This is a genomic window from Tianweitania sediminis (assembly GCF_017813335.1).
Classification (GTDB): domain Bacteria; phylum Pseudomonadota; class Alphaproteobacteria; order Rhizobiales; family Rhizobiaceae; genus Tianweitania; species Tianweitania sediminis.
In genome coordinates this window covers 34,301-60,096 of the sequence record NZ_JAGIYY010000003.1, presented here as the reverse complement: position 1 = coordinate 60,096, position 25,796 = coordinate 34,301, and the positions used below count along the sequence as shown (strand labels likewise).

Here is a 25,796-nt window from a genome sequence, read left to right as displayed (position 1 = left end):
TTGGCGATAAGCTTGATTGTGGAAGTAGATCCTCAGCCGATCGGGCGCGCCCCGATCCAGGCCCATGCCTGTTCTTCTTCGTCGTCTTCGAAGCGCCTCAGTTCGACATCAACGGAAGGGGCAAACCAGCCCTTGAAGTAGGACACCCAGTCAGGGCCGCCGATGGAGGCGCAACGACGAACATGCCGGCTGGCATGCTCCTGGCCTTCCTGTTTCGTGTTGTCCGACACTTCCGACCAGTCGACGCCATCATAATTCGTGAAATGCACGAGCACATCGACCTGATTGTGAAGGGCGTAGGCGCCCTCAAGAAGGCCGTAGAGGTTCTCGAAATCAGCGGCTGAAACATGCCCGGTGATTTCACAAGCAAACACGTCATCGCGGTCCGTTTCGATGCGCCGGACTGCCGGAACTGCGTCCAGGGAAGAAGGCATGAAGTTTCCTCTTGTTTCCTTGCTCGTGAAAACCAGACCGCACCGCGGGGCTCCCGCTGCGGGCCACCTCCCAAATGGAAGCGCCTTGCCTAGATAGGGCTTCAGGCCAACACGGCCAATGCAGGCGCACTAGCTCACCCTTGGGCAGCGGGAGGTGTGCGGATGATGCCGATTGATCTTACCGCCAAGCAGGCGTAATGAGCCGCCCGCCCGAAAGGAGGGCACTATCATGAGTGTTGACGAGCCAACCGTCACAGCGTCACCCGCAGTATCCCCCACTTCCCAGCAGACAACCGCACACGGAAACGAGGGGCTTGCGATCCTGATGCTCGGCGCGCTGGGCGTCGTTTACGGCGATATCGGCACAAGCCCGATCTATGCCTTCCGCGAAGCGCTGCATGCGGCCAGCGGCGGTAACCTCGCCACGCGCGAGCAGATCCTTGGCGTCCTGTCGCTGATCTTTTGGGCGCTGACGATCATCGTCACCGTGAAATACATCCTGTTTGTTCTACGCGCGGACAACCGTGGCGAGGGCGGCACCTTGTCCCTGATGGCGCTGGTTCGCTCAAGCTTTGCATCGCGTCCCGCCGTTCTCCTGGGCGTCGGCATGGTGGGAGCGGCACTGTTTTACGGCGATGCGGTGATCACGCCGGCCATTTCGGTGTTGTCGGCGGTTGAAGGCCTGAAGGTCGTTACGCCTCGGTTCGAGCCCTATGTGGTGCCGATCACGCTGGTGATCCTGGCGCTTGTGTTTGCTGTTCAGCGCTTCGGCACAGCCAAGGTGGCGATTGTGTTCGGTCCGTTGACGGCGCTGTGGTTCCTGGCGATCGGGTTGTCCGGGCTGATCCACATCTCGGATGATTTCGGCATCCTGTATGCGCTGAACCCGTACTACATCGTGCTGTTCCTGATGCACTCGCCGGCAACAGCCTTCGTGACCATTGGTGCGGTGTTTCTGGCCGTTACGGGGGCGGAAGCGCTTTATGCCGACCTTGGTCATTTCGGCCGCAAGCCGATCGTGATGGCGTGGCTCGTTATGGTGTTTCCCTGCCTGCTGCTGAACTATTTCGGGCAGGGCGCTTTTGTGCTCGCCCATGACGGCGTGATCGGGCACCCGTTTTTTGAGATGAACGAGGGCTGGACGCTTGTGCCGATGGTGCTGCTCGCGACGGTGGCAACCGTGATCGCCAGCCAGGCCGTGATCTCCGGCGCCTTTTCGCTGACGCGCCAGGCGGTGCAGCTCAACATGCTGCCGCGGCTCCAGGTCCAGCATACATCCGCGGAGCAGTCGGGGCAGATCTACATGCCGCGCGTCAACATGCTACTCGGCATCGTGGTTTTCATGCTGGTGATCGGCTTCCAGGAGTCCAGCTCGCTTGCGGCCGCCTACGGTATCTCCGTCACCGGAAACATGCTGATCACCACCATCCTTCTGCTTGTCGCCATGCTGCGCATCTGGAAATGGCCGGTTTCGGTGGCGATTGCCTTATCGGCGATCTTCATCAGCATCGACATCGGCTTCTTTGTGTCGAACATCGTGAAGGTCTTCGACGGCGGCTGGGCCTCAATCCTCGTCGCGCTCCTTGTGATCGTGCTCATGGGCACCTGGGTGGTCGGGAGCCGGACGCTCTTCGACAAGACGCGCAAGAACGAAGTGCCGCTCGACTTCTTTATCGAACAGCTCGCCAAGAAGCCGCCGACGCTGGTGCCAGGCACGGCCGTGTTCCTGACGGCCGACCCTCAGCGCACGCCCACAGCGCTGCTCCACAGCCTGAAGCACTACAAGGTGCTGCACGAGAAGAACGTGATCCTTTCCGTGGTGACGGCACAAACGCCGCGCGTGCCCGAGAAAGAAAGGGCGCTGATCGAAGATCTGAACCCGCTATTCATGCGCGTTTCGCTGCGGTTCGGTTATATGGAGCGCCCCAATATCCCGCGCGCACTGGCGATCTGCCGTAAGCTCGGCTGGAAGTTCGACATCATGACGACGTCCTTCTTTCTGTCCCGCCGGTCGCTGAAAGTATCCGCCAATTCCGGCATGCCGCAGTGGCAGGACCGCCTGTTTATCTCCATGGCGCGTTCGGCCGCCGACGCGACCGAGTATTTCCAGATCCCCACCGGCCGCGTTGTCGAGATCGGCACTCAGGTCGCCGTCTAGAACAAGGTCCAGCCCGCAAAGAAGGTGCTTGCGCGCGCCACATCTTCCCGCTAATCAGCCGAACCGTAACGTACGGTACGGTTGAATGAGCGCCGAGGCGATCCCTTCAGAACGACAGCAGGCCGTGCTCGACGCCGTGCTCGAGCTGTTGGTGGAAAAGGGCGATGCTTTGACCATGACAGCTGTGGCTCGGCGCGCCAGCTGCTCCAAGGAAACGCTTTACAAGTGGTTCGGCGATCGCGACGGCCTGCTCAGCGAAACCGTGCGCTGGCAGGCATCGCAGGTGCGTGCCGGCAATTTCGATGCCCAGCATCTCGACAGCAGTGCCTTGCGTGACAGCCTCAGGGATTTCGCCGCCAACTGGTTGAGCGTGATTTCGAGCCGGACGTCGCTCGCGCTGAACCGGGTGGCGATTGGCGGAGCCGGATCTCCGCCCAACACGCTTGGCGCCATCGTGCTGGCCAATGGACGCTTCGCCATCGGTGAGCGGCTGAAGCCCGTTCTGGAAGCAGGCCGTGCCGTAGGGCTCCTCCATTTCGACGACACGGAAGAAACCTTTCGCACGCTGTTCGGCTTGGTGGCCCGCGATGTGCAGGTGCGGCTTCTGCTTGGCGAGGCGATCGAGTTGAAACCCGATGAGATCCTGGCCGACGCGCAGCGCGCGGTCACCCAATTCTTCGCGCTTTACGGCGCGCGAGAGAACCCGGCGAAACCCGGACACTGACGTCAAACCCACCACCACCTGAGGGAAGGAACCACCATGCGTGTTTATTATGATCGCGACGCCGATCTCAATCTGATCAAGGGCAAGAAGGTCGGCATCATCGGCTATGGCAGCCAGGGTCGCGCGCATGCGCTGAACCTGAAGGACAGCGGCGCCAAGGAGATCGCGATCGGGCTGAAGCAGGGTTCGGCCACGGCCAAGAAGGTGGAAGCCGACGGGCTCAAGGTCATGAGCGTGGCGGAACTCGCCGGTTGGGCCGACCTGATGATGATGGCAACGCCCGACGAGTTGCAGGCCGATATCTACAAGAATGACATCGCCCCGAACATCCGCGATGGCGCCGCGATCGCCTTCGCCCACGGCCTCAACGTGCATTTCGGCCTGATCGAGCCAAAGAAGACGATCGACGTCGTGATGATCGCGCCGAAAGGCCCCGGCCACACCGTGCGCGGCGAATACCAGAAGGGCGGCGGCGTGCCATGCCTCGTGGCTGTCGACCAGGACGCTTCGGGCAATGCGCTCGACCTCGCGCTGTCCTACGCCTGCGGCGTCGGCGGCGGTCGCTCCGGCATCATCGAAACCAACTTCAAGGAAGAGTGCGAAACCGACCTGTTCGGGGAGCAGGTTGTTCTGTGCGGCGGCCTCGTGGAACTCATCCGCGCCGGTTTCGAGACGCTTGTGGAAGCCGGATATGCGCCGGAAATGGCTTATTTCGAGTGCCTGCACGAAGTGAAGCTGATCGTCGACCTGATCTATGAAGGCGGCATCGCCAACATGAACTACTCGATCTCGAACACCGCCGAATGGGGCGAGTATGTTTCGGGCCCGCGCATCATCACGGAAGACACCAAGGCCGAGATGAAGCGCGTCCTGAAGGATATCCAGACCGGTCGCTTCACGTCCGAATGGATGCAGGAGTACCGCTCGGGCATGGCCCGCTTCAAGGGCATCCGCCGCACCAACGACCAGCACCAGATCGAGCAGGTCGGTGAGAAGCTGCGCGGCATGATGCCGTGGATCGGCAAGAACAAACTTGTCGACAAATCCGTCAACTGATCCGAACGCTTCGGCCTGACAGCCGATCCACGATTCCTTCTTTTGCACGTCCTCGGAGGCAAGCCCCTGCGGGCGTGCGGGGTATAGAACAAACTTGTCGACAAGTCGGTGAACTGATCCGGAACGCTTCGGCCTGACAGCCGATCCACGATTCCTTCTTTTGCACGTCCTCGGAGGCAAGCCCCTGCGGGCGTGCGGGGTATCGGCAAGAACGAACTTCCCCCGTTCTGCGCACGTTACGCAGCAAAGTTCGTCGGGGTGAAAATCTAATACGCGCTCGCGGCTCAGGTTGCGGCGCGTGCGTTTTTCTCGGGATCAGCCGTAGTGCCAGTGCGGCTTGGGAGCGGTGCCGGTGAAGCGCACGCCGGCTCTGTTGCCCGTGCGCCAACGCAACTCGCTTTGATAGGCGATGCCGTCCACAGGCACGTAAAGCAGGAAGCTCGTCGGCACCAAGGCCTCGGGCGATACCCGAAGCTCGGCGCCATGCTCATGCATGTTGCGGATCGTGCAGCTGATCTCTGACTGCGAAACGCCGTTCAAGATCGTCGCGCCCTTCAGCACACGCTGCCGGTGCAGCTGCCGCGCTTGTTGATCGTCTGGATCAGACATTTCCCTCAACCGCTACGCATTTTGTATGCAACCGCTAATAGATGGCTATGGGAAAATTGTTCAAGCGCGAAGATGGCCGCAGAGAGGCTGGGGGCCGAACCAGCCCCGAAAGCTCAATCAGCTATAGGGCGAGTAACACTGCCGACGCGGTCCGTTGTAGGGCTGGAACGTGTTGTCGGACGACCGGTATGACCGATAGCGCGCGTGGCACCAGCGAACATGGGCCGCCGACAAGCGGATCCGAGGGGCAGGGCGCACAAAGCGTGGGGCGACGTAACGCGGCTGGACGTAGCGTGGTTCGACGTAGCGATAGCTTGGTCCATAATCGAAATAGACCGCCGGCCCGCGACCGCGGCGGTAGTGATCACGATGATAGCGGCGGTGTTGCCGGTAGTGGCGGCGATCCCGGTCTCGCCGCCAATGGCGTCGATCGCCTCGCCAATCGGCGCGCACCACATTGCCGCGCACCTGTTCGCGCGCACCGTCATAACGCTGCAGGGGTGGCAACACGCGTGTCGCACTGTTCTGCGATGCTTCGTTTTGCAGGCGTTCCATCTGCGCAGCGGACGGTGCTGTCATGCCAAACAGCCCGGTGACCAAGAGCGTCGTGGCGAGCGCCAAACGGGACAGAATGCGTTTCATCGAAGATTCTCCCATAGATGCGGTGCGGATCCCGCGCATTTTCCACCAAATCTGAGCCTTCCGTGAAGAACCCATCCCGGACGCCATTGTTCCAAACGCTTGGGCTCCTGGCCGCGTGACAGTGTGGGGAAACTGCAATAGAGCGGGGCAACTTCTGGACCTCACAGCCATGACCCGACGCGACCTCCTTCTCAACCAGATGCAGCCGGTTCGTGCGGTCAATCTGCGCCTCGACCCCGACCCTCTGCCGTTTTCGAAGCAGAACCCGGAGGCCATTGCCCGTCATTGGCATATCGAGAAGGCGGCGCAGCCAGCGCTTTTCAACGGCGGCGTGCTCATGTTTTCGCAAATGGATGTGGCAGACGACGAACTCCGCGGCTGCTGTCACCTGACTGACTACGCAAGCCTGCTTTACTGGCGAAGCATCCGCCCCCACCCGGGCGTCATCCATTGCTTCGCCCATCCGGCTCTGGTTGCAAAGGACGGAGCGCTGGTTGCGATCCGCATGAGCCAACGGACCGCCAATCCCGGGAAGGTCTATTTCGCGGCCGGGTCCCTGGAAGAAGCGGACCTGCGGGACGGCGTGATCGACATCGCCTTCAACATGGAACGCGAGGTCGCCGAAGAAACGGGGCTCAACCTGCGTACCTTCACGCATGAGCCCGGTTACCAGGTGCTTGCGACAACGGCGGGAACGGTGGTGTTTCGGCGCTACCAGCTGCCGATGTCCGCCGAAGCAATTGCCGACCGCATCCAGGCGCATGTGGCTGTTGATCCGGATCCGGAAATCGATGGAGCCGTGATCCTTGGTGATTCAACTGCAGCACCCGACGGCCTCCTGCCGCATATGCAGATGTTCCGGGACTGGCATTTCGCCAATCCAATGGCAGTCTGACGGAAGGCCGAGCTTCCTATTCGTGCCGCAAGGCATCGATCGGGTTCAGCCTCGCTCCCCGCAAAGCAGGAAAGAAGCCGAACACCATCCCGATCAGCGCGGAAAACGCCACTGCGATCACGACCACGGTGAGGCTGGGCGCAAAAGGGATGGCCAAAAGCGATGCGGCGCCACCGGCAAGGCCCAGCCCGAGTGCGATGCCGATCAGGCCGCCGAGCAGCGACAGAACCGTGGCTTCTACCAAGAACTGCACCAGGATGTGGCGTTCATGCGCGCCGATCGCGAGCCGGATGCCAATCTCGCGGGTTCGCTCGGTTACTGACACCAGCATGATATTCATGATGCCGATGCCGCCCACAAGCAGGCTGACGCCCGCCACGGCGCCAAGCATGCCGGTCATTGCCGTGGTCGCGCTGGTCATCGCATCGGCGATCTGCGTCATGTCACGGACGTCGAAGTTGTCGTCGCCGCCCGGCTGGATGCCGCGCACTTCGCGCATGATGGCGGTGACCTCGGACACCGCCTGAGCGGTGGATGCGCCATCCCGGACGGACACATAGATCGTGTCGATGTTGCGGTTTCCCGCAATGCGCCGCTGGAACGTGGTGAGCGGCATCAGAACCAAGTTGTCCTGATCCTGACCGAAGCCGGTGTAGCCCTTCGATCCAAGCGTGCCGATCACCCGGCAGCTGGTTTTGCCGACGCGGATCACTTCGTCCAGCGGGTCACCCTGGCCGAAAAACTGTGACCGGATTGTTTGTCCGATCAAGCAGACGCCGGCGCCGCTGCGGACTTCCCCGTCCGTAAAGGCGCGGCCGAGATCCACCGTCCAGTCGCGAGCCGTGAAGTATTCCGTGTCCGTGCCGGTTGCCTGCGCAGCCGTGTTCTGGGACCCGTAAACGAGGCGAAGCTGGGTTTGTGCTTCGCCCGATACGGCGCGTACATCATTCAGCTCGGTGCCAAGCGCTTCCAGATCCTTTTGTTCGAGCCGCCGGGGGGTGAAGTTGGCCGTGCCGGACCGATCCGGACGGGCGGCGCGCACGACCAGGAGGTTGCTTCCGAGCTTGGCGATATCGTCCCGCACCTTGGCCGTCGTGCCCGAGCCGATCGTCACCATCGCAATCACCGCGGCCACGCCGATCACGATGCCGAGCAGGGTGAGGATGGAGCGAAGGGCGTTGCGGCGCACCGAGCGGAGGGCGAGGCGAACGGTTTCCCACAGCATCAGGCAGGTTCCTCCACGAATCCGTGCGAAACGATCTTGCCATCGAGAAAGTCGATCGTGCGGTCTGCATAGGCGGCGATGTCGCCTTCATGCGTGACCATGGCGATGGTCAGACCTTCGTCGCGGTTCAGGCCGGTCAGAAGCTCCATGATCTCATGGCTGCGCTGCGTGTCGAGATTGCCCGTGGGTTCATCCGCAACAAGAAGGGTCGGGCGGGTGACAATGGCGCGCGCAATCGCCACGCGCTGTTGCTGGCCGCCAGACAGTTCTGCAGGCGTGTGGTGCTCGCGGCCCGCCAAACCCACCTGCGCCAAGGCATTCATGGCTGCCTTGCGACGCTCGGTGGTCGCTACGCCGCGATAGATCAGCGGCAGCTCCACGTTTTCCGCCGCGGTGGTGCGGGGCAGGAGGTTATAACCCTGGAAGACAAAGCCAATGTAGAGATTGCGCAGCACGGCGCGCTGCGATCGATCGAGCCGTCCGGCATCCACGCCAAGGAAGCCATGGCGCCCGGAGGTAGGCGTATCGAGGCAGCCGATGATGTTCATGGACGTGGATTTGCCCGAGCCCGAAGGCCCCATGATGGCCACGAACTCGCCAGCGCGGATCGCGAGGTCCACGCCTGCCAGCGCATGCACCTGCGCTTCGCCCTGGCCATAGGATTTCCAAACTTCGGTGAAGGAAAGCAGGGGCTCAGCCATCACGATCCTGCGCCGCCCGTCCTCTCGCCACCACCGCCATTGCGGGCGACACCCAGAATGACCTGATCTCCCGGTTCAAGCCCCGACAGGATTTCCGTTCGCTCGCCATCGCTCGCGCCAGGCACCACGCGTACTTCTTCCGCCACGCCGCTGCGCAGCACATAAAGGGGCCGGCCTTCCTCGTTGCCGCGGCCACCCGCTCTCCCCCGGCCGCCGCGTGAACCCATCCGAGGCGCCTGAAACAGGTTGCGGAAGCTGAAACTCGAGGTGCTTTCAGCGGGGGGCGCGAAGCGGAACGCGGCGTTGGGAACCGTCAGCACATCGCTCGCTTCGCGCGTGATGATGGAGGCAGTGGCCGTCATGCCCGGCCGCAGCTGCATGTCTGCGTTGTCCACATCAAGGCGCGCCTGGTAGGTCACCACGCCTTCGGTGGTGGCAGACGCATAGGCGATGTCGCGAATGGCTGCCGTGAACTCGCGATCGGGAAAGGCATCGACCGTGAAGCGCGCGTTCTGGTTCTTGGCGATGGCGCCGATGTCGGCTTCGTCGATCGCCGCCTTCAGTTCCATGCGCTTCAAGTCTTCGGCCACCACGAACAGAACCGGTGCCTGCATGGAGGCCGCCACCGTTTGGCCGGGATCAACGGAGCGCGTCAGCACCACGCCGTCGATCGGCGCGTAGATCTTGGTTTTTGCGAGGTCGGCCTGCTGGAGCTTCAAGTCCGCCTGGGCGACGGCAAGATTGGCCTGGGCGATCTGCAAAGCGCTGCGCGCGCGGTCCCGCGTGGCGGTGGCGGTTTCCAGCGCTTGCGGCGCGACCTGACCGCGTTCGGCGAGGCTCGACGCACGGCCGAGCGTGTTTTCGGACTCGTTCAGGGTCGTCTTTGCGTTGGCGACCTGTGCCTCCGCCGCCAGAACCGATGCTTGCGCCCGTTCGACCTGCGCGGCAAGGCGGGTGGTGTCGAGTTCCGCCAGAACCTGTCCGCGCTGCACTTCCTGGTTTTCGTCAACGTTCACGGTGCGAACGACGCCCGACAGTTCGGACGAGATGTCGACCTGCGTCAGCGGCTGCAAGGTTCCGGTTGCAGACACCTGCACCGTCAGATCGCCTTTTGTTGCTTCCGTTGTTTGGTAACCAACTGGACCAGCGGCATCCTCACCCCCGAACGCGTACCAGCCGCCGCCCGCAACGGCCGCCAGCAGCAGAGCAAAACCTGTCCACCGAGCACGCCGACCCCCGCGCCGGCCCTTGCCGAGCCTCAAAGCGGCTTCAATGTCATTGGGCGGTGTTGCTGGCCGTGAAACGCGCTGGTCCATCGGCATGGTTCCGATCGTTGCCGGTTGTGGTTCTTCCCGAGAGATCAGGTGCCAACCCGGCGAAAGCAAATTAAATCTTGGCCATGTCCCTCCGCTCGGGTGCCATTTCGTGGTTCACCGAAAGTCGAGCGAGCTTGGCCGTGGAAACAAGGGACCGGAGGTCCATGTTAGGCATTAGAGCAGTCAGGAGCACGCCATGCCCGCCGAAACGCCTCCGAGCCAGAAGAACCGCAAAGGCCTTGCCATGACGGCTGCGATCATCTTGATCGTCATCGTCGCGATCTTTCTGGGCTTCAACTTTTGGTATGCCGTGCAGAGCGCGTGAAGCCCCGAAGCCACCCGCCAAATCGCCTGAAATCCTCAAGGCTGCGCTTCCTTGACAAGTTGCTAAGATAGCCAAATGGTGGCGTCGAAGAGGAGCCAAAGGTGTGCCCAACGCATTTGTGCGAAAGCTCGGACTTTATGCGGACCTTTCCCCCGAAGACACAGAGCATCTGACGGCGCTTACAAAGGTCGTGAGGGACTTGGGCCCAAACGAGGACCTCATTCGCGAAGGCGACACACCCGAGAACGTCCATCTTGTGCTGAATGGGCTTGCCGTCCGCCACAAGACCACCGTGGATGGTACGCGGCAGATTGCTGCCCTGCTTTTGCCGGGAGACTTCTGCGATCTTCACATCGCGATCCTTGACACGATGGATCACAGCATCTCGACTCTTGCGCCCACACAAGTCGTCGACATTCCGCGCAAGACGATCCTTGATCTCGTCAACAATCACCCAACCATCTCCAACGCCCTTCTGTCGACAACGCTTGTTGACGAAGCGATTCTGCGGGAATGGCTCGTGAACCTCGGGGCACGGCGCTCCGAGATCCGGATCGCGCATCTGTTCTGCGAGTTGCACGCCCGCATGCAAGCGATCGGCTTGGCTTCGAATGGCACCTTTTCCCTTCCTATCACGCAAGCGCAGCTCGGCGAGGCGTTGGGTTTGTCGACGGTTCATGTCAACCGCAGCCTGATGGCGCTGAAAGACGCCAATCTCGTCCGGAAGCACGACCGGCAGGTTGAAATCCTTGATCTCAACAGGCTCCACGCCTTTGCCGAATTCGACCCGACCTACCTTCACTTCCGGAAAGCGCCGGATACTGCCAGCAAGAGCATGCGGGCCTGAGCGGCATCGAAACCTCGCCGCTCGCCCTGGAGACCGGCTGCCCTGGCTCAAGCCGCGCTTGCGGAACGTCTGAATCTACGAAGATTAAATGTATGACTCTTATGATGCGCCACCTTGAACGGAGTCGCATCAATGCTGAACATAACTTTTCTGCTCGGCATCGTTAATTCTTTAGGCATTTTCGCCCTTGTCACGATGGGCTATGGCATTCTTCTGAAGCGCATCCACAACCGCTTCGTCCTTAGCGTCGTGCTCGGTGTCGTTTTTGGCACGGCTGGCTGTCTCGCTCTAGCGAACGCCTTTAAAATTCTGCCTGGCGTTCTTGTCGACGTCCGAGGCGTCATGCTGGTACTCGCGGCTCCTTTTGGAGGAACGCTTGCAGCCCTGGTGGCCGGTGCTCTCGTGTCGCTTGCCCGACTTTACGCGGGTGGTGTTGGTGCCTGGGCTGGAGTTTGCAACGTGGCAGCGACCGTACTCATCGGGTTGGCCTTCACGAACTTGATCTTCCACCAGAAGCGGCCCGGATCTTTAAGGCAGTTCGCAGCACTTGGTCTCGCTAGCAACCTGCCCTTGCTGTTCATTCTTACGATTCCGGTTGAGGATCCTCTTGGCGCTTTTCTCCGGGCCGTAGGCCCGTTGATGGTCGCACAAACCATCGGGATCCTTGTGCTTGGGCGGTTCCTTTGTCGCGAACGCCAAGCCTTCGTCGCGCGGCAGCGCTTGGAGGCAGAAGCGTCAACAGATCCGTTGACCAACCTCATGAACCGTCGGCGGTTTGACGCGCTTTTCAACGCCAAGCTCGCTGAAGCACGGCAGGCTTGTAGTGCAACTTCCATGCTGGTGATCGACATCGATCACTTCAAACGCTTCAACGATCGCTTCGGCCATGATGTCGGCGACATGATCCTCGTGAGGGTCGCTCAAGCGATTGACGAGCAAACACGCTCGGGTGATCTGATTGCGCGCTTTGGCGGCGAAGAGATTGTTGTGGGACTGCCGCAAACGGGTCTGTCTGAAGCCGCTGTCCTTGCTGAGCGGATCCGTGCCTATGTGGCCGACAGCGTTTTCTACGGCGACACGGAAAGCGGCAGAGTTACGGTCAGCATCGGCGTTGCCATGCATCAGGGTTCCGGCATTACTATGCAGCGCCTGTTCAAGGCTGCGGATGAAGCGCTTTATCAAGCCAAAGGTCGCGGCCGCAACCGCGTGGAGCTTTCCCCTCCAAGGAACTTCGAAGAGGAAGCCGCCAGCAATCGTCGACGGTATGCGGATGGGAAAAGCCCTCAAGAGCCGAACTGGAACCCAAGGCGGGCTCGGGCATCAGCGAAGGGGCGATGAGAGCAAGCTCTTTTCAGAGCAGGAGTTTCGCAGCGGCGAAGATTGCGACGGAGGAGGTCTGGTGGGTGCGACAGGGATCGAACCTGTGACCCGCTGATTAAGAGTCAGCTGCCAGCCGTTTTCAGGTTCCTGTAAACACAATTGCCCGTCAACAGATTTGGCCAGAACCCCTTTTCCTGCAACTACAATCCGTTCAGGCATAGCTGAAGCTTGTAAACTATTTTGGCCGTGGCCTTAAATCCGTGGACAAGGCCACGCGGGAGCTTGCCGCCGTCAGCGCCCGAGGCCACACTTGGTTACGGGGATCGTCAGGCGGGCAGGGCAGTGGCTTCGGAAATCATCGACGGCAACACGATCCGGAAGGTCCGGAACATGCTGAAGGCGGGCAAGACGGGGAAGGTCGCGGACAGCTCGTGCCCTGGCCTCGCGATCCGCGTCTACACGCGCGTCGCCAGCTGGGCCATTGTGACCCGCGACTGGAAGGCCACTATCGCCCCGCTGGACGAGTACGGCGCCGACGACGTCCCGCGGCTGCGCGAGCTGGTGATGAAGGCCCGCCAGATGAAGGCGGAAGGCCGCGATCCCGAGGACCTCATCGCCGCGTTCCGGAAGGAAGGCGACGTGAAGCTGGCTGCCGAACGGGCGGACGTGGCGCACGGCATCGGCGAGACCTGGGAAGCCGTCCGCGACGCCTATCTCGCCTGGGTCCTGCAGCACCGGAACAGGGACACGCACCGGGGCTACCGCAGCGCCCTCGGAGCGGTGGCCGGCGGCGACCTGGAGAAGGACTTCGCGCCGGTCCGGGGGAAGCCGATCGTGTCGGTCACGACGAAGGACCTCGTGAAGGTCCGCTCGAGCATCGTCAAAAGGGGAGACGGCGAGAACCTGCGGCAGGCCGACCTGACCGTGTCGGCCCTCAAGAGCTGCTTCAAGTGGTACCTGAACCAGCCCGACAGCCTCATCGAAGCGTCGCCTGCCGAGAGCCTCGGCAAGGTTCTGGAGCGGAAGTCCGAAGACCTCGAGCACGACGAGAACGACGGACAGGTCCTGACGCAGGACGAGATGGGCCGCGCCATCATGGGCCTCGAGTCCGAGCGGAACGCGGAAGCCCGTCTGGCGTCGTTCCTGCAGCTCCTGACCGGACAGCGGCGCATGACCGCGTGTTCCGCGCGCAAGTCCCAGTTCATCGCGCATCCGGACTACGGGATGGTCTGGCGGCTGTCTCAGGACAAGGCGAAGGCGTGGCGGGTGCTGCCGCTGCCAGAGACCGCGCGGCTGACGGTGGAGACCGCGCTTGGCCTCGCCGTGCCGGACAATGCCTTCCTGTTCCCCCAGCAGCGGCCCCGGAAAGACGGCGATCCCATGGACGGCCACATCTCCGAGCGTCGCGTGTCCCAGGTCCTGGAAGACATGAGGGCCGAAGGAGGCGCGCTGCACGGGCTGGCGTTCAATCCTGCCACCCATACGCTCCGCCGGACCTTCGTCACGGTCATGTCGCCCCGGATGAGCAAGTACACCGTCGAGGGACGCCGTCTCGGCCGCGAGGACGTGAAGATGATCACGCACGCCAACGAGGGCCGGGAGGGGACCGCCTCCCTGGTCTACGACAAGGGCGAGTACCTCGACGTCAAGAACGCGATCCTGACGGAATGGCAGGACTGGTGCCTCGAGGGCTATCACCGGGTGGCGGCGGGGCGCTGACGGCTGCGCCTGCGTAGCATGCAAGTGACATCATGTGTCACTATCGTGCTACGCTCAGGTCCGGTGCGCCACCTGCAACAGCATGTCGACATGCGCTTCGACGATCTCCGCAGGGGTGGGGCCGTCGGCTTTCGCCGCGGGGATCGCGTAGCATTTGCGGCCGCCGGGGCACCGGAACGGTCGGCTGCCTGTCCTGCTCTCTCCAGCGCACGATGTGCAGACCCAGCGCCGCAGCGTCAATGGACGGTCTCACTATCCAGCCCCAGCAGCTCGTCCCAGATTTCGTCCCATACCTCCTTCAGCGGCCTGCCGGATGAGGCCGATCCCGCAAACCAACTGTCGACCTCGCCGCATGACGGGCAGGCATCCGGAACGGGGCCCTCTCCTTCGCGGTAGCACTCACAGCACATCCATCTCATGGCTTGTCGGGCCTTTCCAGGGCGCTGCGAGCGTGATCGAGGAACCGCCGCGACCGCTCGGTGACGCGTTCGTACATGCCGATGCGCTCTGCCAGTTCGGCCAAGGCCTCCTCGCTCGTCCAGCGGTCGCGGTACTGCCGCAGCGCATGGACGTGGTGCCTGCCTTCGGCGTCGCGATAGAGCACGAGCGCGTACTCTGGCGTGTCGAAGCCGGACAGCATGCCGACGGAGTCCAGCACTTCGATGCCGTCCGTTGGAATGCCTTCCTCCGAGAACCATTGCACGAGGTCCTCCTTCACGCCCTGCAGGCTGTCCGGCTTGTCCTTCTCGTCACGCGTCGGATCATTGAGCGATCCGAGCTCTTCGAAGTCAGCGTAGATTTCGGTCATCAGCCGTTCGATGTCTCCGTCCTGCGCGTCGAGCATCCCAAGGAACGCCTCGGTGTCGGCCAAGGCGGTACGCAGCGTACCGACCTGCTCGCGCAGCATGGTTACGGTGTCGCCGCCTGCCGTGCCCTGGAGCCGGATGAGCCGCGTCGAGCGATCCTCGATGTTGCGCACAAGCGCCGCATGGGTGTCGCTATCCCAGCCGGACCAATACAGCGGCACCAGCTCGACGATCTCCCAGCCGTCAGGCGTCCACCACCCGTGGAGGCTGCGGGTGCTCACGCGCTCGTCCTCGGTCATGTCACGCATCAGCATCAGTGTGCCTCCGGCGGATCGTCCGCCAATTCGTCGCAGACGACTGTGCTAATAGTCACGAGATCGGGGATGTGGTCTTCCGGCAGCATGGGGCGAAATGCCGTGCCGTCGCAGCGCAGGCAGCGGTAGCTGTCCAGCGACGAGCGGCCCCCGTACGACTCCTGCGTCTCCGGGCTGGCATCGTCGAAGAAGCGGTTGAACTCGGCAACGCGCCGCTCGGCCCAGGCGCGCGAAACGGGCCAGCTTGCCCATCCGCAGCCTCGGCAGACGACGTTACGACTCATCGGTCCTCCTCTGACACTGGCACGGCGGCAGGTGCGCCGCTCCGCTCGACGAGTCGGCGCACCCGTTCCGGCGTCATGCGCGTCCAGCCGCGTAGGTGGTAACGCGTGACTGCCTCGCGCCAGCTCTTAAACAACGCCGGATCGGTGACGGCGAGGTCCGTAGGCGCATCTTCGGAGGCGAGCCGGGCCACCTCCGCAAGCAGTTCCCACCTCCGTTCCTTGACGAGGGACGACATCCTCGCCTCCAAAGCACCTGGAGTGCCTGGTCGCGGAGTTCAGTCCGGTGCCTGGTGCTCATCGGTCCTCCGGCTTCCACGGCGTGGTGCCGTCGGCATGTTCCTCGCAGCGCACGGTGAACCAACCGTCCTTGCTGCACCTGATCCCCGCTGCTTCGCCGCAGACCTGACAGGTGCGGAAGCTGCGCCACCACAGACCGTCCGGCTTTCTCGTGTCGAGGTCGTGGATCGCACTGCGGGTATCCTGGAGCAGAGGCGGCTCGACGCGCAGCCGCACCCGTGCGCCGCCCATCTTCTCGGTTACATCCAAGAAGACGATGCGATGCCCCTCCGGCAGCAGCGCCTCGATCTCCGTCAGGTAGTCGTCAGTCAGGCCGATCCAGCCTGCCCACAAGACGCTGATGCCGCCTGCCTTGGGGTGCTTGGCCCGCAGCGCTTCGATAGCCTGCTGCTCGCGGTCGCGGTATTCCTTCGTGTCCCATTCACGCATTACATGTCTCTCAGTGCTTGCGCCATCTGCGCGGCCACGGCCATTTCCTCGGCGATGCGCGGCAGTTCCTCCAGCGAGACCAGCACCGGATCCGCGAACGGATGCCACTGGTAGAACATGGCCATCACCCCCGCCGCCAATTCGGGATCAGGCTGCCCGATCAGCGTGTAGCGGCGTCCGGACTCCGTGACGGCCTCGCCAGCCGCAAGGTCCAGCCGCTCGACAGGAGACGACAGCCGGGGCGACAGTTCGGGGTGGCGCCGTCCGACGAGGCGGTAGCCATGGATGTCGCGCAGCAGCGCCCAGACCGCCAGCCTGACGCGAGGCTCGACGGAAACGGAAGGAACACTCATGTCGTGCCTCCGCCCTTCCAGAGAATCCTGTAGCCAAGGGACTCGGAGTCCTCCGGACAGCGCACCGCCGCCTGGCCGTCGACGACGATCGCGAATCCTTCGCCGCCGCACATGTCGCAGGTCTGGGAGCGGACGGCCGAGACCCGGTGCGCGAGGCTGCCGACGGCCGCGTTGATGTCTGCGCTCGCGGCGAACCGGATCGCGAAGGCCCCCTCGGGCGACACGATCTGGAGCGTCTCGTACCGCGCTTCGGGATGCTCCCGCAGCAGGCCGTCGACGGCATCCGCGTACCGCCAGAGGAGCGTCATCCATCCGAGCGGAACGGCGTCGAAGGGAACGGACAGGATGAAGGGGTGGCGCTCCCGCAGCCGGTCGGCCTCGGCCTTCCGCTTCCTCTCGTAATCGGGGTCGTCGTAGCGAAGATGCCACACGGTCATACCTCCACGACCAGCCGCGCATCGAACGCGGCTTTTTCGGACGGGTAGCCCTTCGGGTTGCACAGCACCCGCGTCCTGCCGACCGTGTAGTCGAAGGGGCTGTGGACGTGGCCATGGACCCACAGCTGCGGCTCGTACGCGAGCATCATCCCGCCGAGGTCGCTGACATAAGCCGCGGTGAGCGGGTCGTCCTCGAACTGGGGAGCGACCGACTTTCCGTGGGGTGCGTGGTGCGTCACGACCACATCCGCTTCGGGACCGGGCCGTGCCAGTCGTTCGTCGAGCCACTTCCCCGCTTCCATGTGGAGGGCGCGGGTATGGTCCGCAGTCAGCGGCCGGGTGTACCTGTCGTAGGTGATGGTCCTGTAGTCGTTCATCCCCAGCTCGCACTTGCGCATGAGCCATGCGCGATCTTCGTCGGTGCCGCCGAAGAATTCGAAATCGGTCCAGAGGGTGGCGCCAAGAAAACGAACCCCGGACACCACGGCCTCGTCGCAGTCGAGGTAATGCAGCCCCTCGGGAAGGTCATTCTCCCAGTACCTCTGGCGGTACTCGGCGCGGTCGTCGAGCAACGTGTGGCCGTAATACTCGTGGTTACCCGGCACGAAAACCACAGGCATGTGCGGCAGCACGAAGGTCTCGAGCCAGCCGAGGCTGGACACGGTGTTGTGGAACAGGTCGCCTGCGCAGACGCACACGTCCGCCTCCGGAACCGCGGTTTCAAAGCCGTGTTTGGCGAGCTTGTTGTTCCAATCCAGATGAAGATCGGAGAAGAGCCAGAGTTTTGCCATCAGAATCCGTTTCCTTTCCATTCCCCAGTCAGCTGCCTGAACGTGCGGGGTGCGAAACCCGTATCGGCGCAGTCCACCCCGACGTCCCGGGAGCGGCCGAGTCCTTCGAGCGAGCCGTGGCTGTGCCCGTAGAAATGGGCGGCTCCCTTGTGAGCGGCGGGCCAGACCCGATGCGCGTAGTGGCTGAGGTAGACGCGCTGGCCCTCGTCCGTGGTCTCCGCCGCGTGCGCCGGCGGCGCGTCCCAGTCGAGGCCCGCGAGCGTCGGATGCAGGTCGCCGCCCTTGCGCACGTCGTGGTTTCCGATGATGAGCCGCTTGCGACCATGGAGGCGGTAGAAGATCGAGCGGACGCGCTGCTCGTCGCCAAGGCCGAAGCTGAAATCGCCGAGGTGGAAAACCAGATCGTCCGGACGCACGACGGCGTTCCAGGCCGAGATCAGGAACTCGTCCATCTCGCGGGTCGTGGCGAACGGGCGGCGGCAGTTGACGGTTTCGGACAGCATCAGGGCGTGCCCGAAGTGGGTGTCCGACGTGTAAAATTTCTGGGTGTAAGCCACGGGAGGTCTCCTCTGAATCGAAAGCGTAAGCGGGCGCGGCGAAAGCCACGCGGGCGTTCAGATCGCTATTCGGTTCGAGGTCCTCACGTCCGTGTCTCCTGTCCTGCCGCCGTTGTAGCCGACAGGATCTAACAATTCGCGATCGGCTTACGGCGTCCGCCGCCGCGGCGTCAACTCGCCCTCAGAACGGGATGTCGTCGCTGCTTTCCAGGACCTTTCCGGACGCGGGCAGGTCGTCGGCCACAGGAGCGCGGGGACGCCGGAAAGGATTCGCGGGAGCCGGCGGAGCCTTGCTCGCGGATGACTGCAGGGCCTCGTCGTCCGTGAGGTCCCGGTCGGCGAAGTCGCCGGACGCCTTCATCATATGCGCATCCGGTGCTTCCTCGGCGAAGGCGCCGTGCGCGTCCGACTTCCTGTCGAGCAGCCTGCGGCAGGCTTCTTCGACCCTCTGCGGATGCCCGATGGCCAGCCCCCGGGCAGCGTCTTCCCAGAAGGCCAGCTGCCCCTGCATGCGCAAGGCCTTCCGAATCACGTCGAGGATCACTCCGCCCATGGCCGCGTCGGCTGCAGCCACCAGCGGCCAGCGCTCCTGCACCATGGGGACCACGATGCGCTCAACAAAGTTCGAGTTCGGCCCCGATCCCCAGAGGCTCGTCCTGTGCATCTGGGCGACGAACGCCTGGCCCTGCGCGATGGCTTCAGGCGACAGCAGGAACCGCAGCGAAGGCCTCACGTCCTCCTCGGGAGCAGGCCTCGAGGCGTACTCCCGAAGAAGGCGCAGGTCGTTGTCGCGAAGGCCGCCCTTCAGCTTGGCTTCGGCCATGATGCGTGCCGCGTCGATCCTCATGCCACCATCTCCTCTGGCCCGTCCAGGTGCTTCCACAGCCGCTTCTGGATGCCGTCCAGGTCGGCCTCGGACATCGGAAACGATCCCGCGTTCCAGCGCACGTAAGCGCCCGCCGACCAGTAACGGAGGGTGACGGAGACGATGCGCGTCCCCGTGTACTGCCAGCCCTTGATGACCGGCGCGATGATGCTTTCCGCATCGTAGCAATTGTGAGCCTGGTCGCAGGTAAGGATGATCTCGCGGCAGGTTTCGAACGTCACCGCGGGAGCGCGCTGCGGGGGTTCGCACGGCGGGGCAGCGGGTTCGGGCCCGGGCTCTGCCGTGATGAACGCGGGGGCCTTGCGCTCTTTCCCCTTCTTGGGAGCCCTCGCCAGCCTTGCGGCTTCGGCCTCGTCGAAGATGGCCTGCCAGCCGGACTGCAGGAACTTCGAAAGGAGGTCGGGGCGGTCCGCTTCCTCGCAGGCGAACCCCCACGCGGCGCCGTCCGCGCCGTGGGCGGCGATGGCATCCAGCAGGCGGCTGCCGCGGTAAGCCCGTGAATGGAACCCGTCCGAGAGCGCCACGCCTTCCAGCGCCTCGTGCAGCGCCACAGACCACATCTCGGCGATGTCCCTCGCGGTGAGGACCATGGTTCCCTCGGAGTTCCCATCCGGCCGCCACTGCCGGCTGAAGCGCTTCGCCGCGCGGCGCCACGTCCGGGATTCGACGCGGTATTCCTTCGAATCCTTGCCGCCTACGCGGGCCACGTCCGTCCTCGGGTCGAAGAACATCGGAACCGTATGCCTCGCGGGCGGCATGACCGCGAGCGAGAACACTATCTCGCGCAGCGCGTTGCCGCGTCCGCCCTGATCAAGGTCCATCGACAGCCGGAACGCACGCACGCCCGCGAAGTCCGCGACGACTTTCGACAGGAAGCGCTCCTTCAGCTTGCCGACGTGCACGCGGCCGCCGGCCGCCACGGAAAAGCCGACCCATCCGGCGACCTCGTCCGGAGTGGCCGACACGCGCAGGACGTTCTCCTGGCCCGGCTTCCACGGCGCCGCGCGCGCCTTGAGCGCGAGGACCCTGTAGAGGCGGCTCGAGAACTTGGAACGCATGCGCGGCAGGGCGGCCAGCTCGAGGTACGCGTAGGAGTGCTGCTCCCTCATGAGCACGCGCAGGGGCTCGGGAAGGCGGTACCGGATCACGTCTTCGCCCGGGGCGACTTCGACATAGCCTTCCAGCAGGCGGACGTCCTCGGAGCGGCGGGTGCCCGCCGAGCCGAACGACACGCTCGTGTTCTTGAGGCGCTCCAGCGAGGCGCGCACGTCGGACCGCTCAACCCTGGAGCCGAGGTACCTCACGGCGGCGGACATCTCGAGCGAGTGCGTGGCCTCGGGCATCGCCTCGTCGCCTGCGTAGGCGTTGGACACGAGCAGCTCGTGGAGCGCCGCGTCGTCGGCCGTCAGCACGTCCCGGCCGTTGACCGACACCTCCGCCAGCATCTCCGCTGGACGCGGGGAGGCGGGAGCGATGGCATTCATCTCTCGGCTGGACGACAGCGCCTTCGCCAGGTCGCCCCGGGTCCTTGGACGGAAGTAGCCGCCCTCGGACAGCGGCCTCTGTTCCCGTTCCGGAACGGCGTGCCTCGGCGGCATCGGCTGTCGGATCATCGCGCTCTCTCCCCGTCCTCCATACGAGGCTCAGGCGCCGGCGCGCAGGCGTCAATCTTTCGTCCCGAAGATTTCACACATGGGATGAAATGGTTCTGTCCGCAATTGCCGAATGCAGGACGAAACCTTGTGCCGCAAGGATTCCGCTCTCGCTCTGTCCCGCTTTCCGCAGGCATTTCGTTCCATCATCGACGGAGGCTTGGACGAAATCGCGGAAACTGGGACGAAACAAAAGCAACAGATTTTGCGGACTTCGAAAACTGGGACGAAATCTTTGTTGACGGGCTGAGGCTGCGCCTAGTCAAACAGGCCCGTTCCGAACGCTGGATTTCCGCAGATCCTAGCAGGGGAGGATTCGGGAGGAAAAGCGACACGCCGCTCTTCGGAATCGGGCCGCTCCGCGAATGAGGATTCATGGCTCCGCCGCGTGGCTCCTGGGAGAGAGACTATGGCTCCGCGGAGCAAGGGCCAGCGGGAAAAGGAAGAAAGACCGTGCCGCTTCGCGGGGATTGTCCTTCGGTACAGACCAGGAAGGAAGGGCAGTGCCAGTCCTGCCGCGTAGCTGCGGATACGCATGGCCCTGCCGTGGACGCCCTCCCGAGGATTCGCGAGGCCTCCGGCGCTAGCCGTCCCGGCTCCGCCCGAAGGGGTCAGGCTCCCCGAGAACTGGACCCGCCAGCGAGGCATCCCGACCCCGTTTCGCGCAGCCTCCGTTCGGGCCGATTCGATTTCACGTTTTACATGTGAAACGCACTTGTCGAGTTCCGCCGACGGCGCCAGCCTCGAGGAGGCAACAAGAGGCTGCGCCATGACCGACCCGCTCGACACGCTCTACGCAAGGCTCACCGCAGGCCGCAGGTCCGGCGTCCGCGACCTCGATCCGGAAGCGCGCCGCGCCTACCAGCGGAAGGCTACGGAGGCTACCCGCCGGAGGCAGCGCGAGGCCGTTGAGGCCGGGTCTCCCGAACCGTTGGCTGCCGCCGTCCGCGATGCGCTTGCCGACGCGGCGCTGGCGCTCCTCGCAGTCGGCGGCCCCGGCTCCGACGAGGTCCAGCGGGTCGTTGCGACGGTCTTCGCCGGAAGGCCGGGCGTGGCGGGCACGGTCGCTGCGAAAGCCCGTGCGGGGACGCTGCGGCCACGGCTTCTCAAATCGAGCTGACGTGGGCGCAGCCCTTTGTCCCTTGCAGGCTCGGCAGTCACCTTCGGTGAAGGCGTAGCGTAGTGACGCTAGGCCGTGCCGTAGTGACGCGAGGGGGTGAAGGGATGCCGAGGAAGGCAAGCGGGAGGAACGAAGCTGGCAGGGAGCGGACGCGCCGCTACCGCCAGCGTCTGCGCGCGTCCCGCACTCCAGAGGCGGACCAGGTCGATCATGCCGTTTCGTGCGCAGTGGCCGCCTTCGCGGAGCTGCTTCGGCGGCAGACCGAGGAAGCCAGGGCGGCCGCCATCGAGCGCCGCGGAGAACTCCGGCTGCTGCTCGGGATGGGAGTCTTGGGGGACGCGGAAGCAGAAGACGCGAAGGCAGAGCTGGCCGAGCCGGTCAACGTCAGAATTCCGAGGCCGGAGCCGATTGCGCCCGCGGACCTTCTGCGGCGCGTCCTCCTCGGAGCGGTAGCGCTCCTCGTCGATCGCGGCTGCGACCCCGCCCAGGCGCGCCGCCGGGTCCATCACCGCATCGGCCGGGGCGGGGACGGCGCAGCCCTCGAGAGCCTCGTCGGGACATCCGGGATCACACTCGCTTCGAGGCGCAGGAAGCCGTCACCGTGACGGGGCGTAAGGTTCGCTGGCCTCCCAATCTCCGGTGGTCCTTTTCGGGACAAGGGACAACCTCCCTGTGACCGGTGGCTCCCTGTCAGCGCGTTGGCGGTGCTGCGCACGGTCGCCCGCGCTCGACCCTGCCGAGGCGGGACTACCCGCACGGCATTGCCGTCGCGGCCCCGCAGCAGCTCAAGGAGGTCCTCCAGATCAGCCACGCCGCCTGCGCAGGAACGAAAGCAGCCCTTGGCGCGGAGCTGCGCCGGGCGATGCGCAACGGCGGCAGCTGAACCAAGGATTCGTTCCTTGCATGCCCGGCGCGAAAAAATCCTCCCGACAGGGGAGGACATCATGCCGGAGAGATACAGCGACGACCTCCCGGAAGCCGAGAAGAATGGATGGAAGCTCTCGGACAGGACGAAGCAGATCGCCAAGGGCTTCCGGCTCGATGTCCCCGTCGCCTTCGAGCGCTTGACCTGCGAATCCCTGCTTTGGGCTCTGCTGCAGGTCACTGACCTCGATCTTATGGTGAAAGGCGGGCTACTTCACGACCAGCGCGTCAGGCAGACCGGCGACGCCGATTTGACCCTGGAGCGCCGCCTGTCCGCGCCCGCGCTCTACGGAGCCGTGTCGGCCGCCGCCGCGCACCTTCGGAAGTATGGACTGGCAGTCGAAATCGGCGAGGTTCACGCCCTCGACATGGGGGGCAAGGGCAGCGGCTTCCGCGTCCCCGTGACCGCGAAGATCGGCCCCACCCGCGTCGTCGCCCACCTCGACGTTGGCTTCGGCCCGCGTCCCGAAGGCGCCGTCCGCCGCGAGTTCAAGAGCCTGTTCATGGGGCCGACCTTCGCGGCCTGGGCGCAGCCGCTCGAACACCAGGTCGCCGACAAGGTTGCCGCGATCATCACGCTCGGTGCCGGGAACACGCGCCTGAAGGACTTCGCCGACCTCTCGCGGATGTACCGCACGGGGCTGAACGATACCGTCATCGCCCGTGCCCTGGTGTCTACGATGCGCGAGCGAAAGGCCGACACCTCCATACTGCTCAAGGAGTGCCCGGAAGGGCTGTCCCCCGAGTTCGCGGCGGCGAACCGCGCAATCTGGAAGGAATACCTGGCCCAGCACGATGAGGCTCTCCATATGGACTTTGAGGCGGTCGCCGGGGACGCGTTCGCCTGGTGGCAGGACATCCAGGACGAGATGCTGAGGCTCGCGGAGCGGGACGAACTGGAGCCGCAGGCGAGGCTGGAAGCGCCCGCCGTCGTTCCGGAAAACGGGAAGGTTGTCGACCTAGACGCTTACAGGCGCATGAAGGCCTAGCCTTCGCTGACGGCACGCAAGGTCGCGTGCCGCAGCCATTCCTCTCCCCGGAGGAACTTCACCCGGCCAACGAGGCCCGGGGCCAGCCAGTCCGCCTTCTCCTTCTGGACGTCCTTCGGCAGCCCCTCGGGCATCGCGCCCGGCCTCTCCTTCACTCGCGCCCACAGCCGCTCTCGCTGCGCGGACACGAGGGTGACGGCGGCTTTGCCGACATACCTGCCTTCGCCGTCTGCGAGGATCGCCTGGGTCGCCTGCCCGGGTCGCCCTACGACGCCGAGGACCTGCAAGTCATCCTCCGTGAAGCACTTGATCTTCAGCCAGTCGGCCACGCGTCCGGACAGATAGCGACCGTCGGCCCGCTTCGAGACCATGCCCTCGAGACCTGCCCGGTCGACCTCCCTGAAGAACGCGCCCGCGTCGCCTTCGTGGCTCGCGCTGAACTGGATCGGCCCGTCCTCCGGCACGAGGTCTTCCAGCAGCGCCCGACGCTCGACGAGGTGCATGCGGCGCAGGTCGTGGCCATCGAGGTGCAGGAGGTCGAAGGCTACGAAGACGAGCCGCTCCTGAGCCGTGGTGATGGCGCTGCGCAGCGCCTTGAAGTCCGGGTGTCCCTCGGTGCCAAGGATGATCACTTCGCCGTCGAGGATCGCGCTTTGGACGCCCAGCTCCAGTGCCCGCGCACAGATGTTCCGGTACTTCAGGCTCCAGTCGTAACCGTTGCGGGTGAACGCGTGGCACTCGCCGTTTCCGATAGCGATTTGAGTCCTGTAGCCGTCGTACTTGATCTCATGAATCCACTCGCCGCCCTCCGGTGGCCGCGCCGCGAGGGTCGGCAGCATGGGCGGGATGAACTCGAGCCGGGGACCGGCGGGACGCACGTACTGAACCATAGGGATGTCGAGTCTAGGATTCGCCCGCGGAAAGGGGAGTCCCGGCGCCTGCGGCATGAAGGATTTCCGGCTGCGAGGTCGTGTGGACCGGCTAGTGTTTGTCTGGAACTGCTGCCTGGCCTGAGGCTCCGCATGGCCGTCGACGACGTCTTTGCTGCAGCTGGGGGACGCGTCCTCGTGGCCGTGCCCGTACGGCTTTTGGGAGGAACACGGAGGCAAGCAGCGGCTCGTGGTCGTCGACGGGCGCCACAAGTGGATGGCGTCCGCGATGCTGGGCGAGGAGTCCATACTGGTGGCGTGGCTGGATTGTCGCGGTCCCCCGGCAGTCCGCTACCTGGCTTTAGCGGAGATGAGCAGAAGGAGGAGGGCACCGCAAAGCTCTGGATTAAAAAGATCCGATACATTCCTGACGCCGTTTCTTGGATCCTTCCCGGTAACGTCCGCCTCCGGAACAAGGAGGCTGACATGGCATATCACGGAAACGGAGGTGCGCCCGGAGCGGGGGAGATCGCAGGACTCGGCGGCCTTATCGCCGCCGTTGTCATCCCGGTGATGTACGTCGGCATTTTTCTGTACGTCCGCCTCTGGTTCATCTCGCTACCGGCGACGCTGCTCTACTGCGGCTACTATCACCCGGCGGAGACATGGGAGTTCGTCAAGAACTCGCCCTGGATCCTGGCGGCGCTCGTCGGGTATGTCACCGGAGGCTGGATCGACATCGTTGCGATCGGAAAGCTCCTGCTGGTGCTCGCAGGCCTCTTCCTTGGCTACATCGGCGTCGGCACGCTGTTCGGCATCCTCCGCGATGCTGCTGCACGCCGCCGGCTCCGCAGGCTTCGGCATGGGGCAGCCGCCCGCAGGCTGTCGTGGCCGTTCCGTGCGATCCTGTCGAGCGCGCTCGGCTGCGCCATCCTGCTGGTCCTCTGATGCCGACTGCCGCCGGCGCGCTTGCATCTGGCTCCGCCTGAGCCGGCGCAATCGTAGTGCCCTACCATCGCGCAACGGGTGGAGGAGCGGTAGGGCAAGTTGGTGTGCAACCCGCGCTACGGAGGAGGACGGCCCTCCCGAGCGATGGAAACGCCTTGCCGCGACGTTG

29 protein-coding genes and 1 tRNA gene are annotated in these 25,796 nt (G+C 64.1%); 11 read left to right on the top strand and 19 right to left on the bottom strand.

The window, feature by feature from the left end; all coding sequences use genetic code 11:
* Positions 1 to 32 precede the first annotated feature (32 nt).
* Positions 33 to 434, bottom strand: a complete 402-nt coding sequence (locus J5Y06_RS10855; protein WP_209335191.1) for a SpoIIAA family protein — start codon at positions 432 to 434, stop codon at positions 33 to 35.
* Between the two features lie 229 nt (positions 435 to 663).
* Between J5Y06_RS10855 and J5Y06_RS10850 the strand changes: the two genes are divergently transcribed.
* The 3 genes from J5Y06_RS10850 (at position 664) to ilvC (ending at position 4,372) form a co-directional block, all read left to right on the top strand.
* A complete protein-coding gene (locus J5Y06_RS10850) occupies positions 664 to 2,592 on the top strand; it encodes a potassium transporter Kup (RefSeq protein ID WP_209335190.1) in 1,929 nt (642 codons plus the stop codon).
* An 85-nt stretch (positions 2,593 to 2,677) separates the two neighbouring features.
* The gene (locus J5Y06_RS10845) at positions 2,678 to 3,316 is read left to right on the top strand and encodes a TetR/AcrR family transcriptional regulator (protein ID WP_209335189.1); all 639 of its coding nucleotides are present in this window, start codon (positions 2,678 to 2,680) and stop codon (positions 3,314 to 3,316) included.
* Positions 3,317 to 3,334: 18 nt separating this feature from the next.
* Positions 3,335 to 4,372, top strand: coding sequence for a ketol-acid reductoisomerase (ilvC, locus tag J5Y06_RS10840; protein WP_280819038.1), 1,038 nt, complete (start codon positions 3,335 to 3,337; stop codon positions 4,370 to 4,372).
* 315 nt (positions 4,373 to 4,687) lie between these two features.
* On the opposite strand, the gene J5Y06_RS10835 is transcribed toward ilvC, so the two are convergent.
* Together J5Y06_RS10835 and J5Y06_RS10830 are read right to left on the bottom strand one after the other, a co-directional pair.
* On the bottom strand, positions 4,688 to 4,981 hold the full coding sequence (locus tag J5Y06_RS10835) for a PilZ domain-containing protein (RefSeq protein ID WP_209335187.1): 294 nt from the start codon (positions 4,979 to 4,981) through the stop codon (positions 4,688 to 4,690).
* 117 nt (positions 4,982 to 5,098) lie between these two features.
* On the bottom strand, positions 5,099 to 5,623 hold the full coding sequence (locus J5Y06_RS10830; RefSeq protein ID WP_245247777.1) for a BA14K family protein: 525 nt from the start codon (positions 5,621 to 5,623) through the stop codon (positions 5,099 to 5,101).
* Positions 5,624 to 5,792: 169 nt separating this feature from the next.
* Between J5Y06_RS10830 and J5Y06_RS10825 the strand changes: the two genes are divergently transcribed.
* Complete coding sequence (locus J5Y06_RS10825; protein WP_209335186.1) at positions 5,793 to 6,518, top strand: hypothetical protein; 726 nt, start codon at positions 5,793 to 5,795, stop codon at positions 6,516 to 6,518.
* 16 nt (positions 6,519 to 6,534) lie between these two features.
* Here the strand turns inward: J5Y06_RS10825 and J5Y06_RS10820 are convergent, their stop codons facing one another.
* Genes J5Y06_RS10820 through J5Y06_RS10810 form a run of 3 tightly spaced genes read right to left on the bottom strand, consistent with a single transcriptional unit; the run spans position 6,535 to position 9,760 of the window.
* Positions 6,535 to 7,743 (bottom strand): ABC transporter permease, encoded by a 1,209-nt coding sequence (locus tag J5Y06_RS10820; RefSeq protein WP_209335185.1) that lies wholly within the window; start codon positions 7,741 to 7,743, stop codon positions 6,535 to 6,537.
* Positions 7,743 to 8,444 carry an ABC transporter ATP-binding protein gene (locus tag J5Y06_RS10815; RefSeq protein ID WP_209335184.1) on the bottom strand — a complete coding sequence of 234 codons (702 nt, stop codon included), beginning with the start codon at positions 8,442 to 8,444 and terminating at the stop codon, positions 7,743 to 7,745. Before J5Y06_RS10815 ends, J5Y06_RS10820 begins: the two co-directional genes overlap by 1 nt.
* On the bottom strand, positions 8,444 to 9,760 hold the full coding sequence (locus J5Y06_RS10810; protein ID WP_209335183.1) for an efflux RND transporter periplasmic adaptor subunit: 1,317 nt from the start codon (positions 9,758 to 9,760) through the stop codon (positions 8,444 to 8,446). The genes J5Y06_RS10815 and J5Y06_RS10810 overlap by 1 nt, the downstream gene beginning before the upstream one ends.
* Positions 9,761 to 9,956: 196 nt before the next feature.
* On the opposite strand from J5Y06_RS10810, the gene J5Y06_RS23290 reads away from it, so the two are divergent.
* The 3 genes from J5Y06_RS23290 to J5Y06_RS10800 all read left to right on the top strand — a co-directional run bounded on the left by J5Y06_RS23290 (position 9,957) and on the right by J5Y06_RS10800 (position 12,270).
* Positions 9,957 to 10,085 (top strand): hypothetical protein, encoded by a 129-nt coding sequence (locus tag J5Y06_RS23290; protein ID WP_280819030.1) that lies wholly within the window; start codon positions 9,957 to 9,959, stop codon positions 10,083 to 10,085.
* Between the two features lie 103 nt (positions 10,086 to 10,188).
* Positions 10,189 to 10,932 (top strand): Crp/Fnr family transcriptional regulator, encoded by a 744-nt coding sequence (locus J5Y06_RS10805; RefSeq protein ID WP_209335182.1) that lies wholly within the window; start codon positions 10,189 to 10,191, stop codon positions 10,930 to 10,932.
* A 132-nt stretch (positions 10,933 to 11,064) separates the two neighbouring features.
* The gene (locus J5Y06_RS10800; RefSeq protein WP_209335181.1) at positions 11,065 to 12,270 is read left to right on the top strand and encodes a GGDEF domain-containing protein; all 1,206 of its coding nucleotides are present in this window, start codon (positions 11,065 to 11,067) and stop codon (positions 12,268 to 12,270) included.
* Between the two features lie 59 nt (positions 12,271 to 12,329).
* Here J5Y06_RS10800 and J5Y06_RS10795 read toward each other — a convergent pair.
* Positions 12,330 to 12,440 (bottom strand) — tRNA-Lys (locus tag J5Y06_RS10795).
* A 154-nt stretch (positions 12,441 to 12,594) separates the two neighbouring features.
* On the opposite strand from J5Y06_RS10795, the gene J5Y06_RS23285 reads away from it, so the two are divergent.
* Positions 12,595 to 13,971 (top strand): tyrosine-type recombinase/integrase, encoded by a 1,377-nt coding sequence (locus J5Y06_RS23285; RefSeq protein ID WP_209335180.1) that lies wholly within the window; start codon positions 12,595 to 12,597, stop codon positions 13,969 to 13,971.
* Positions 13,972 to 14,386: 415 nt separating this feature from the next.
* Here the strand turns inward: J5Y06_RS23285 and J5Y06_RS10785 are convergent, their stop codons facing one another.
* From J5Y06_RS10785 to J5Y06_RS10740, 10 genes are all read right to left on the bottom strand, one after another.
* Entirely contained in the window at positions 14,387 to 15,091 is a 705-nt protein-coding gene (locus J5Y06_RS10785) for a hypothetical protein (protein ID WP_209335179.1), read from the bottom strand.
* The gene (locus J5Y06_RS10780) at positions 15,091 to 15,375 is read right to left on the bottom strand and encodes a hypothetical protein (protein WP_209335178.1); all 285 of its coding nucleotides are present in this window, start codon (positions 15,373 to 15,375) and stop codon (positions 15,091 to 15,093) included. Before J5Y06_RS10780 ends, J5Y06_RS10785 begins: the two co-directional genes overlap by 1 nt.
* The gene (locus J5Y06_RS10775; protein ID WP_209335177.1) at positions 15,372 to 15,611 is read right to left on the bottom strand and encodes a hypothetical protein; all 240 of its coding nucleotides are present in this window, start codon (positions 15,609 to 15,611) and stop codon (positions 15,372 to 15,374) included. The genes J5Y06_RS10780 and J5Y06_RS10775 overlap by 4 nt, the downstream gene beginning before the upstream one ends.
* Before the next feature lie 58 nt (positions 15,612 to 15,669).
* Entirely contained in the window at positions 15,670 to 16,101 is a 432-nt protein-coding gene (locus J5Y06_RS10770) for a nucleoside/nucleotide kinase family protein (RefSeq protein ID WP_209335176.1), read from the bottom strand.
* Entirely contained in the window at positions 16,101 to 16,454 is a 354-nt protein-coding gene (locus tag J5Y06_RS10765; RefSeq protein WP_209335175.1) for a hypothetical protein, read from the bottom strand. The genes J5Y06_RS10770 and J5Y06_RS10765 overlap by 1 nt, the downstream gene beginning before the upstream one ends.
* A complete protein-coding gene (locus tag J5Y06_RS10760; RefSeq protein WP_209335174.1) occupies positions 16,451 to 16,885 on the bottom strand; it encodes a hypothetical protein in 435 nt (144 codons plus the stop codon). The genes J5Y06_RS10765 and J5Y06_RS10760 overlap by 4 nt, the downstream gene beginning before the upstream one ends.
* A 2-nt stretch (positions 16,886 to 16,887) precedes the next feature.
* Positions 16,888 to 17,682 (bottom strand): metallophosphoesterase, encoded by a 795-nt coding sequence (locus J5Y06_RS10755; RefSeq protein ID WP_209335173.1) that lies wholly within the window; start codon positions 17,680 to 17,682, stop codon positions 16,888 to 16,890.
* Positions 17,682 to 18,239: a hypothetical protein gene (locus J5Y06_RS10750; protein ID WP_209335172.1), complete on the bottom strand. Its 558-nt coding sequence runs from the start codon at positions 18,237 to 18,239 to the stop codon at positions 17,682 to 17,684. The genes J5Y06_RS10755 and J5Y06_RS10750 overlap by 1 nt, the downstream gene beginning before the upstream one ends.
* 181 nt (positions 18,240 to 18,420) lie before the next feature.
* The gene (locus J5Y06_RS10745) at positions 18,421 to 19,086 is read right to left on the bottom strand and encodes a hypothetical protein (protein ID WP_209335171.1); all 666 of its coding nucleotides are present in this window, start codon (positions 19,084 to 19,086) and stop codon (positions 18,421 to 18,423) included.
* Positions 19,083 to 20,738 carry a hypothetical protein gene (locus J5Y06_RS10740; RefSeq protein ID WP_209335170.1) on the bottom strand — a complete coding sequence of 552 codons (1,656 nt, stop codon included), beginning with the start codon at positions 20,736 to 20,738 and terminating at the stop codon, positions 19,083 to 19,085. Before J5Y06_RS10740 ends, J5Y06_RS10745 begins: the two co-directional genes overlap by 4 nt.
* Before the next feature lie 808 nt (positions 20,739 to 21,546).
* Between J5Y06_RS10740 and J5Y06_RS10735 the strand changes: the two genes are divergently transcribed.
* Positions 21,547 to 21,897 carry a hypothetical protein gene (locus tag J5Y06_RS10735; protein WP_209335169.1) on the top strand — a complete coding sequence of 117 codons (351 nt, stop codon included), beginning with the start codon at positions 21,547 to 21,549 and terminating at the stop codon, positions 21,895 to 21,897.
* 68 nt (positions 21,898 to 21,965) lie between these two features.
* On the opposite strand, the gene J5Y06_RS10730 is transcribed toward J5Y06_RS10735, so the two are convergent.
* On the bottom strand, positions 21,966 to 22,403 hold the full coding sequence (locus tag J5Y06_RS10730) for a hypothetical protein (RefSeq protein WP_209335168.1): 438 nt from the start codon (positions 22,401 to 22,403) through the stop codon (positions 21,966 to 21,968).
* A gap of 438 nt (positions 22,404 to 22,841) precedes the next feature.
* Here J5Y06_RS10730 and J5Y06_RS10725 point away from each other — a divergent pair, with 438 nt between their 5' ends.
* Positions 22,842 to 23,810: a nucleotidyl transferase AbiEii/AbiGii toxin family protein gene (locus J5Y06_RS10725; RefSeq protein WP_209335167.1), complete on the top strand. Its 969-nt coding sequence runs from the start codon at positions 22,842 to 22,844 to the stop codon at positions 23,808 to 23,810.
* Here the strand turns inward: J5Y06_RS10725 and J5Y06_RS10720 are convergent.
* Entirely contained in the window at positions 23,807 to 24,700 is an 894-nt protein-coding gene (locus J5Y06_RS10720) for an ATP-dependent DNA ligase (RefSeq protein WP_209335166.1), read from the bottom strand. The genes J5Y06_RS10725 and J5Y06_RS10720 overlap by 4 nt on opposite strands.
* 465 nt (positions 24,701 to 25,165) lie before the next feature.
* Between J5Y06_RS10720 and J5Y06_RS10715 the strand changes: the two genes are divergently transcribed.
* Positions 25,166 to 25,627 carry a hypothetical protein gene (locus J5Y06_RS10715; protein WP_209335165.1) on the top strand — a complete coding sequence of 154 codons (462 nt, stop codon included), beginning with the start codon at positions 25,166 to 25,168 and terminating at the stop codon, positions 25,625 to 25,627.
* Positions 25,628 to 25,796: the final 169 nt, after the last annotated feature.

Coding starts and splice junctions, on each gene's coding strand:
- J5Y06_RS10855 (WP_209335191.1), bottom strand. CDS start 434: ATGCCTTCTTCCCTGGACGCAGTTCCGGCAGTCCGGCGCATCGAAACG.
- J5Y06_RS10850 (WP_209335190.1), top strand. CDS start 664: ATGAGTGTTGACGAGCCAACCGTCACAGCGTCACCCGCAGTATCCCCC.
- J5Y06_RS10845 (WP_209335189.1), top strand. CDS start 2,678: ATGAGCGCCGAGGCGATCCCTTCAGAACGACAGCAGGCCGTGCTCGAC.
- J5Y06_RS10835 (WP_209335187.1), bottom strand. CDS start 4,981: ATGTCTGATCCAGACGATCAACAAGCGCGGCAGCTGCACCGGCAGCGT.
- J5Y06_RS10830 (WP_245247777.1), bottom strand. CDS start 5,623: ATGAAACGCATTCTGTCCCGTTTGGCGCTCGCCACGACGCTCTTGGTC.
- J5Y06_RS10825 (WP_209335186.1), top strand. CDS start 5,793: ATGACCCGACGCGACCTCCTTCTCAACCAGATGCAGCCGGTTCGTGCG.
- J5Y06_RS10820 (WP_209335185.1), bottom strand. CDS start 7,743: ATGCTGTGGGAAACCGTTCGCCTCGCCCTCCGCTCGGTGCGCCGCAAC.
- J5Y06_RS10815 (WP_209335184.1), bottom strand. CDS start 8,444: ATGGCTGAGCCCCTGCTTTCCTTCACCGAAGTTTGGAAATCCTATGGC.
- J5Y06_RS10810 (WP_209335183.1), bottom strand. CDS start 9,760: ATGGACCAGCGCGTTTCACGGCCAGCAACACCGCCCAATGACATTGAA.
- J5Y06_RS23290 (WP_280819030.1), top strand. CDS start 9,957: ATGCCCGCCGAAACGCCTCCGAGCCAGAAGAACCGCAAAGGCCTTGCC.
- J5Y06_RS10800 (WP_209335181.1), top strand. CDS start 11,065: ATGCTGAACATAACTTTTCTGCTCGGCATCGTTAATTCTTTAGGCATT.
- J5Y06_RS10785 (WP_209335179.1), bottom strand. CDS start 15,091: ATGCTGATGCGTGACATGACCGAGGACGAGCGCGTGAGCACCCGCAGC.
- J5Y06_RS10780 (WP_209335178.1), bottom strand. CDS start 15,375: ATGAGTCGTAACGTCGTCTGCCGAGGCTGCGGATGGGCAAGCTGGCCC.
- J5Y06_RS10775 (WP_209335177.1), bottom strand. CDS start 15,611: ATGTCGTCCCTCGTCAAGGAACGGAGGTGGGAACTGCTTGCGGAGGTG.
- J5Y06_RS10770 (WP_209335176.1), bottom strand. CDS start 16,101: ATGCGTGAATGGGACACGAAGGAATACCGCGACCGCGAGCAGCAGGCT.
- J5Y06_RS10765 (WP_209335175.1), bottom strand. CDS start 16,454: ATGAGTGTTCCTTCCGTTTCCGTCGAGCCTCGCGTCAGGCTGGCGGTC.
- J5Y06_RS10755 (WP_209335173.1), bottom strand. CDS start 17,682: ATGGCAAAACTCTGGCTCTTCTCCGATCTTCATCTGGATTGGAACAAC.
- J5Y06_RS10745 (WP_209335171.1), bottom strand. CDS start 19,086: ATGAGGATCGACGCGGCACGCATCATGGCCGAAGCCAAGCTGAAGGGC.
- J5Y06_RS10740 (WP_209335170.1), bottom strand. CDS start 20,738: ATGATCCGACAGCCGATGCCGCCGAGGCACGCCGTTCCGGAACGGGAA.
- J5Y06_RS10735 (WP_209335169.1), top strand. CDS start 21,547: ATGACCGACCCGCTCGACACGCTCTACGCAAGGCTCACCGCAGGCCGC.
- J5Y06_RS10730 (WP_209335168.1), bottom strand. CDS start 22,403: ATGGACCCGGCGGCGCGCCTGGGCGGGGTCGCAGCCGCGATCGACGAG.
- J5Y06_RS10725 (WP_209335167.1), top strand. CDS start 22,842: ATGCCGGAGAGATACAGCGACGACCTCCCGGAAGCCGAGAAGAATGGA.
- J5Y06_RS10720 (WP_209335166.1), bottom strand. CDS start 24,700: ATGGTTCAGTACGTGCGTCCCGCCGGTCCCCGGCTCGAGTTCATCCCG.
- J5Y06_RS10715 (WP_209335165.1), top strand. CDS start 25,166: ATGGCATATCACGGAAACGGAGGTGCGCCCGGAGCGGGGGAGATCGCA.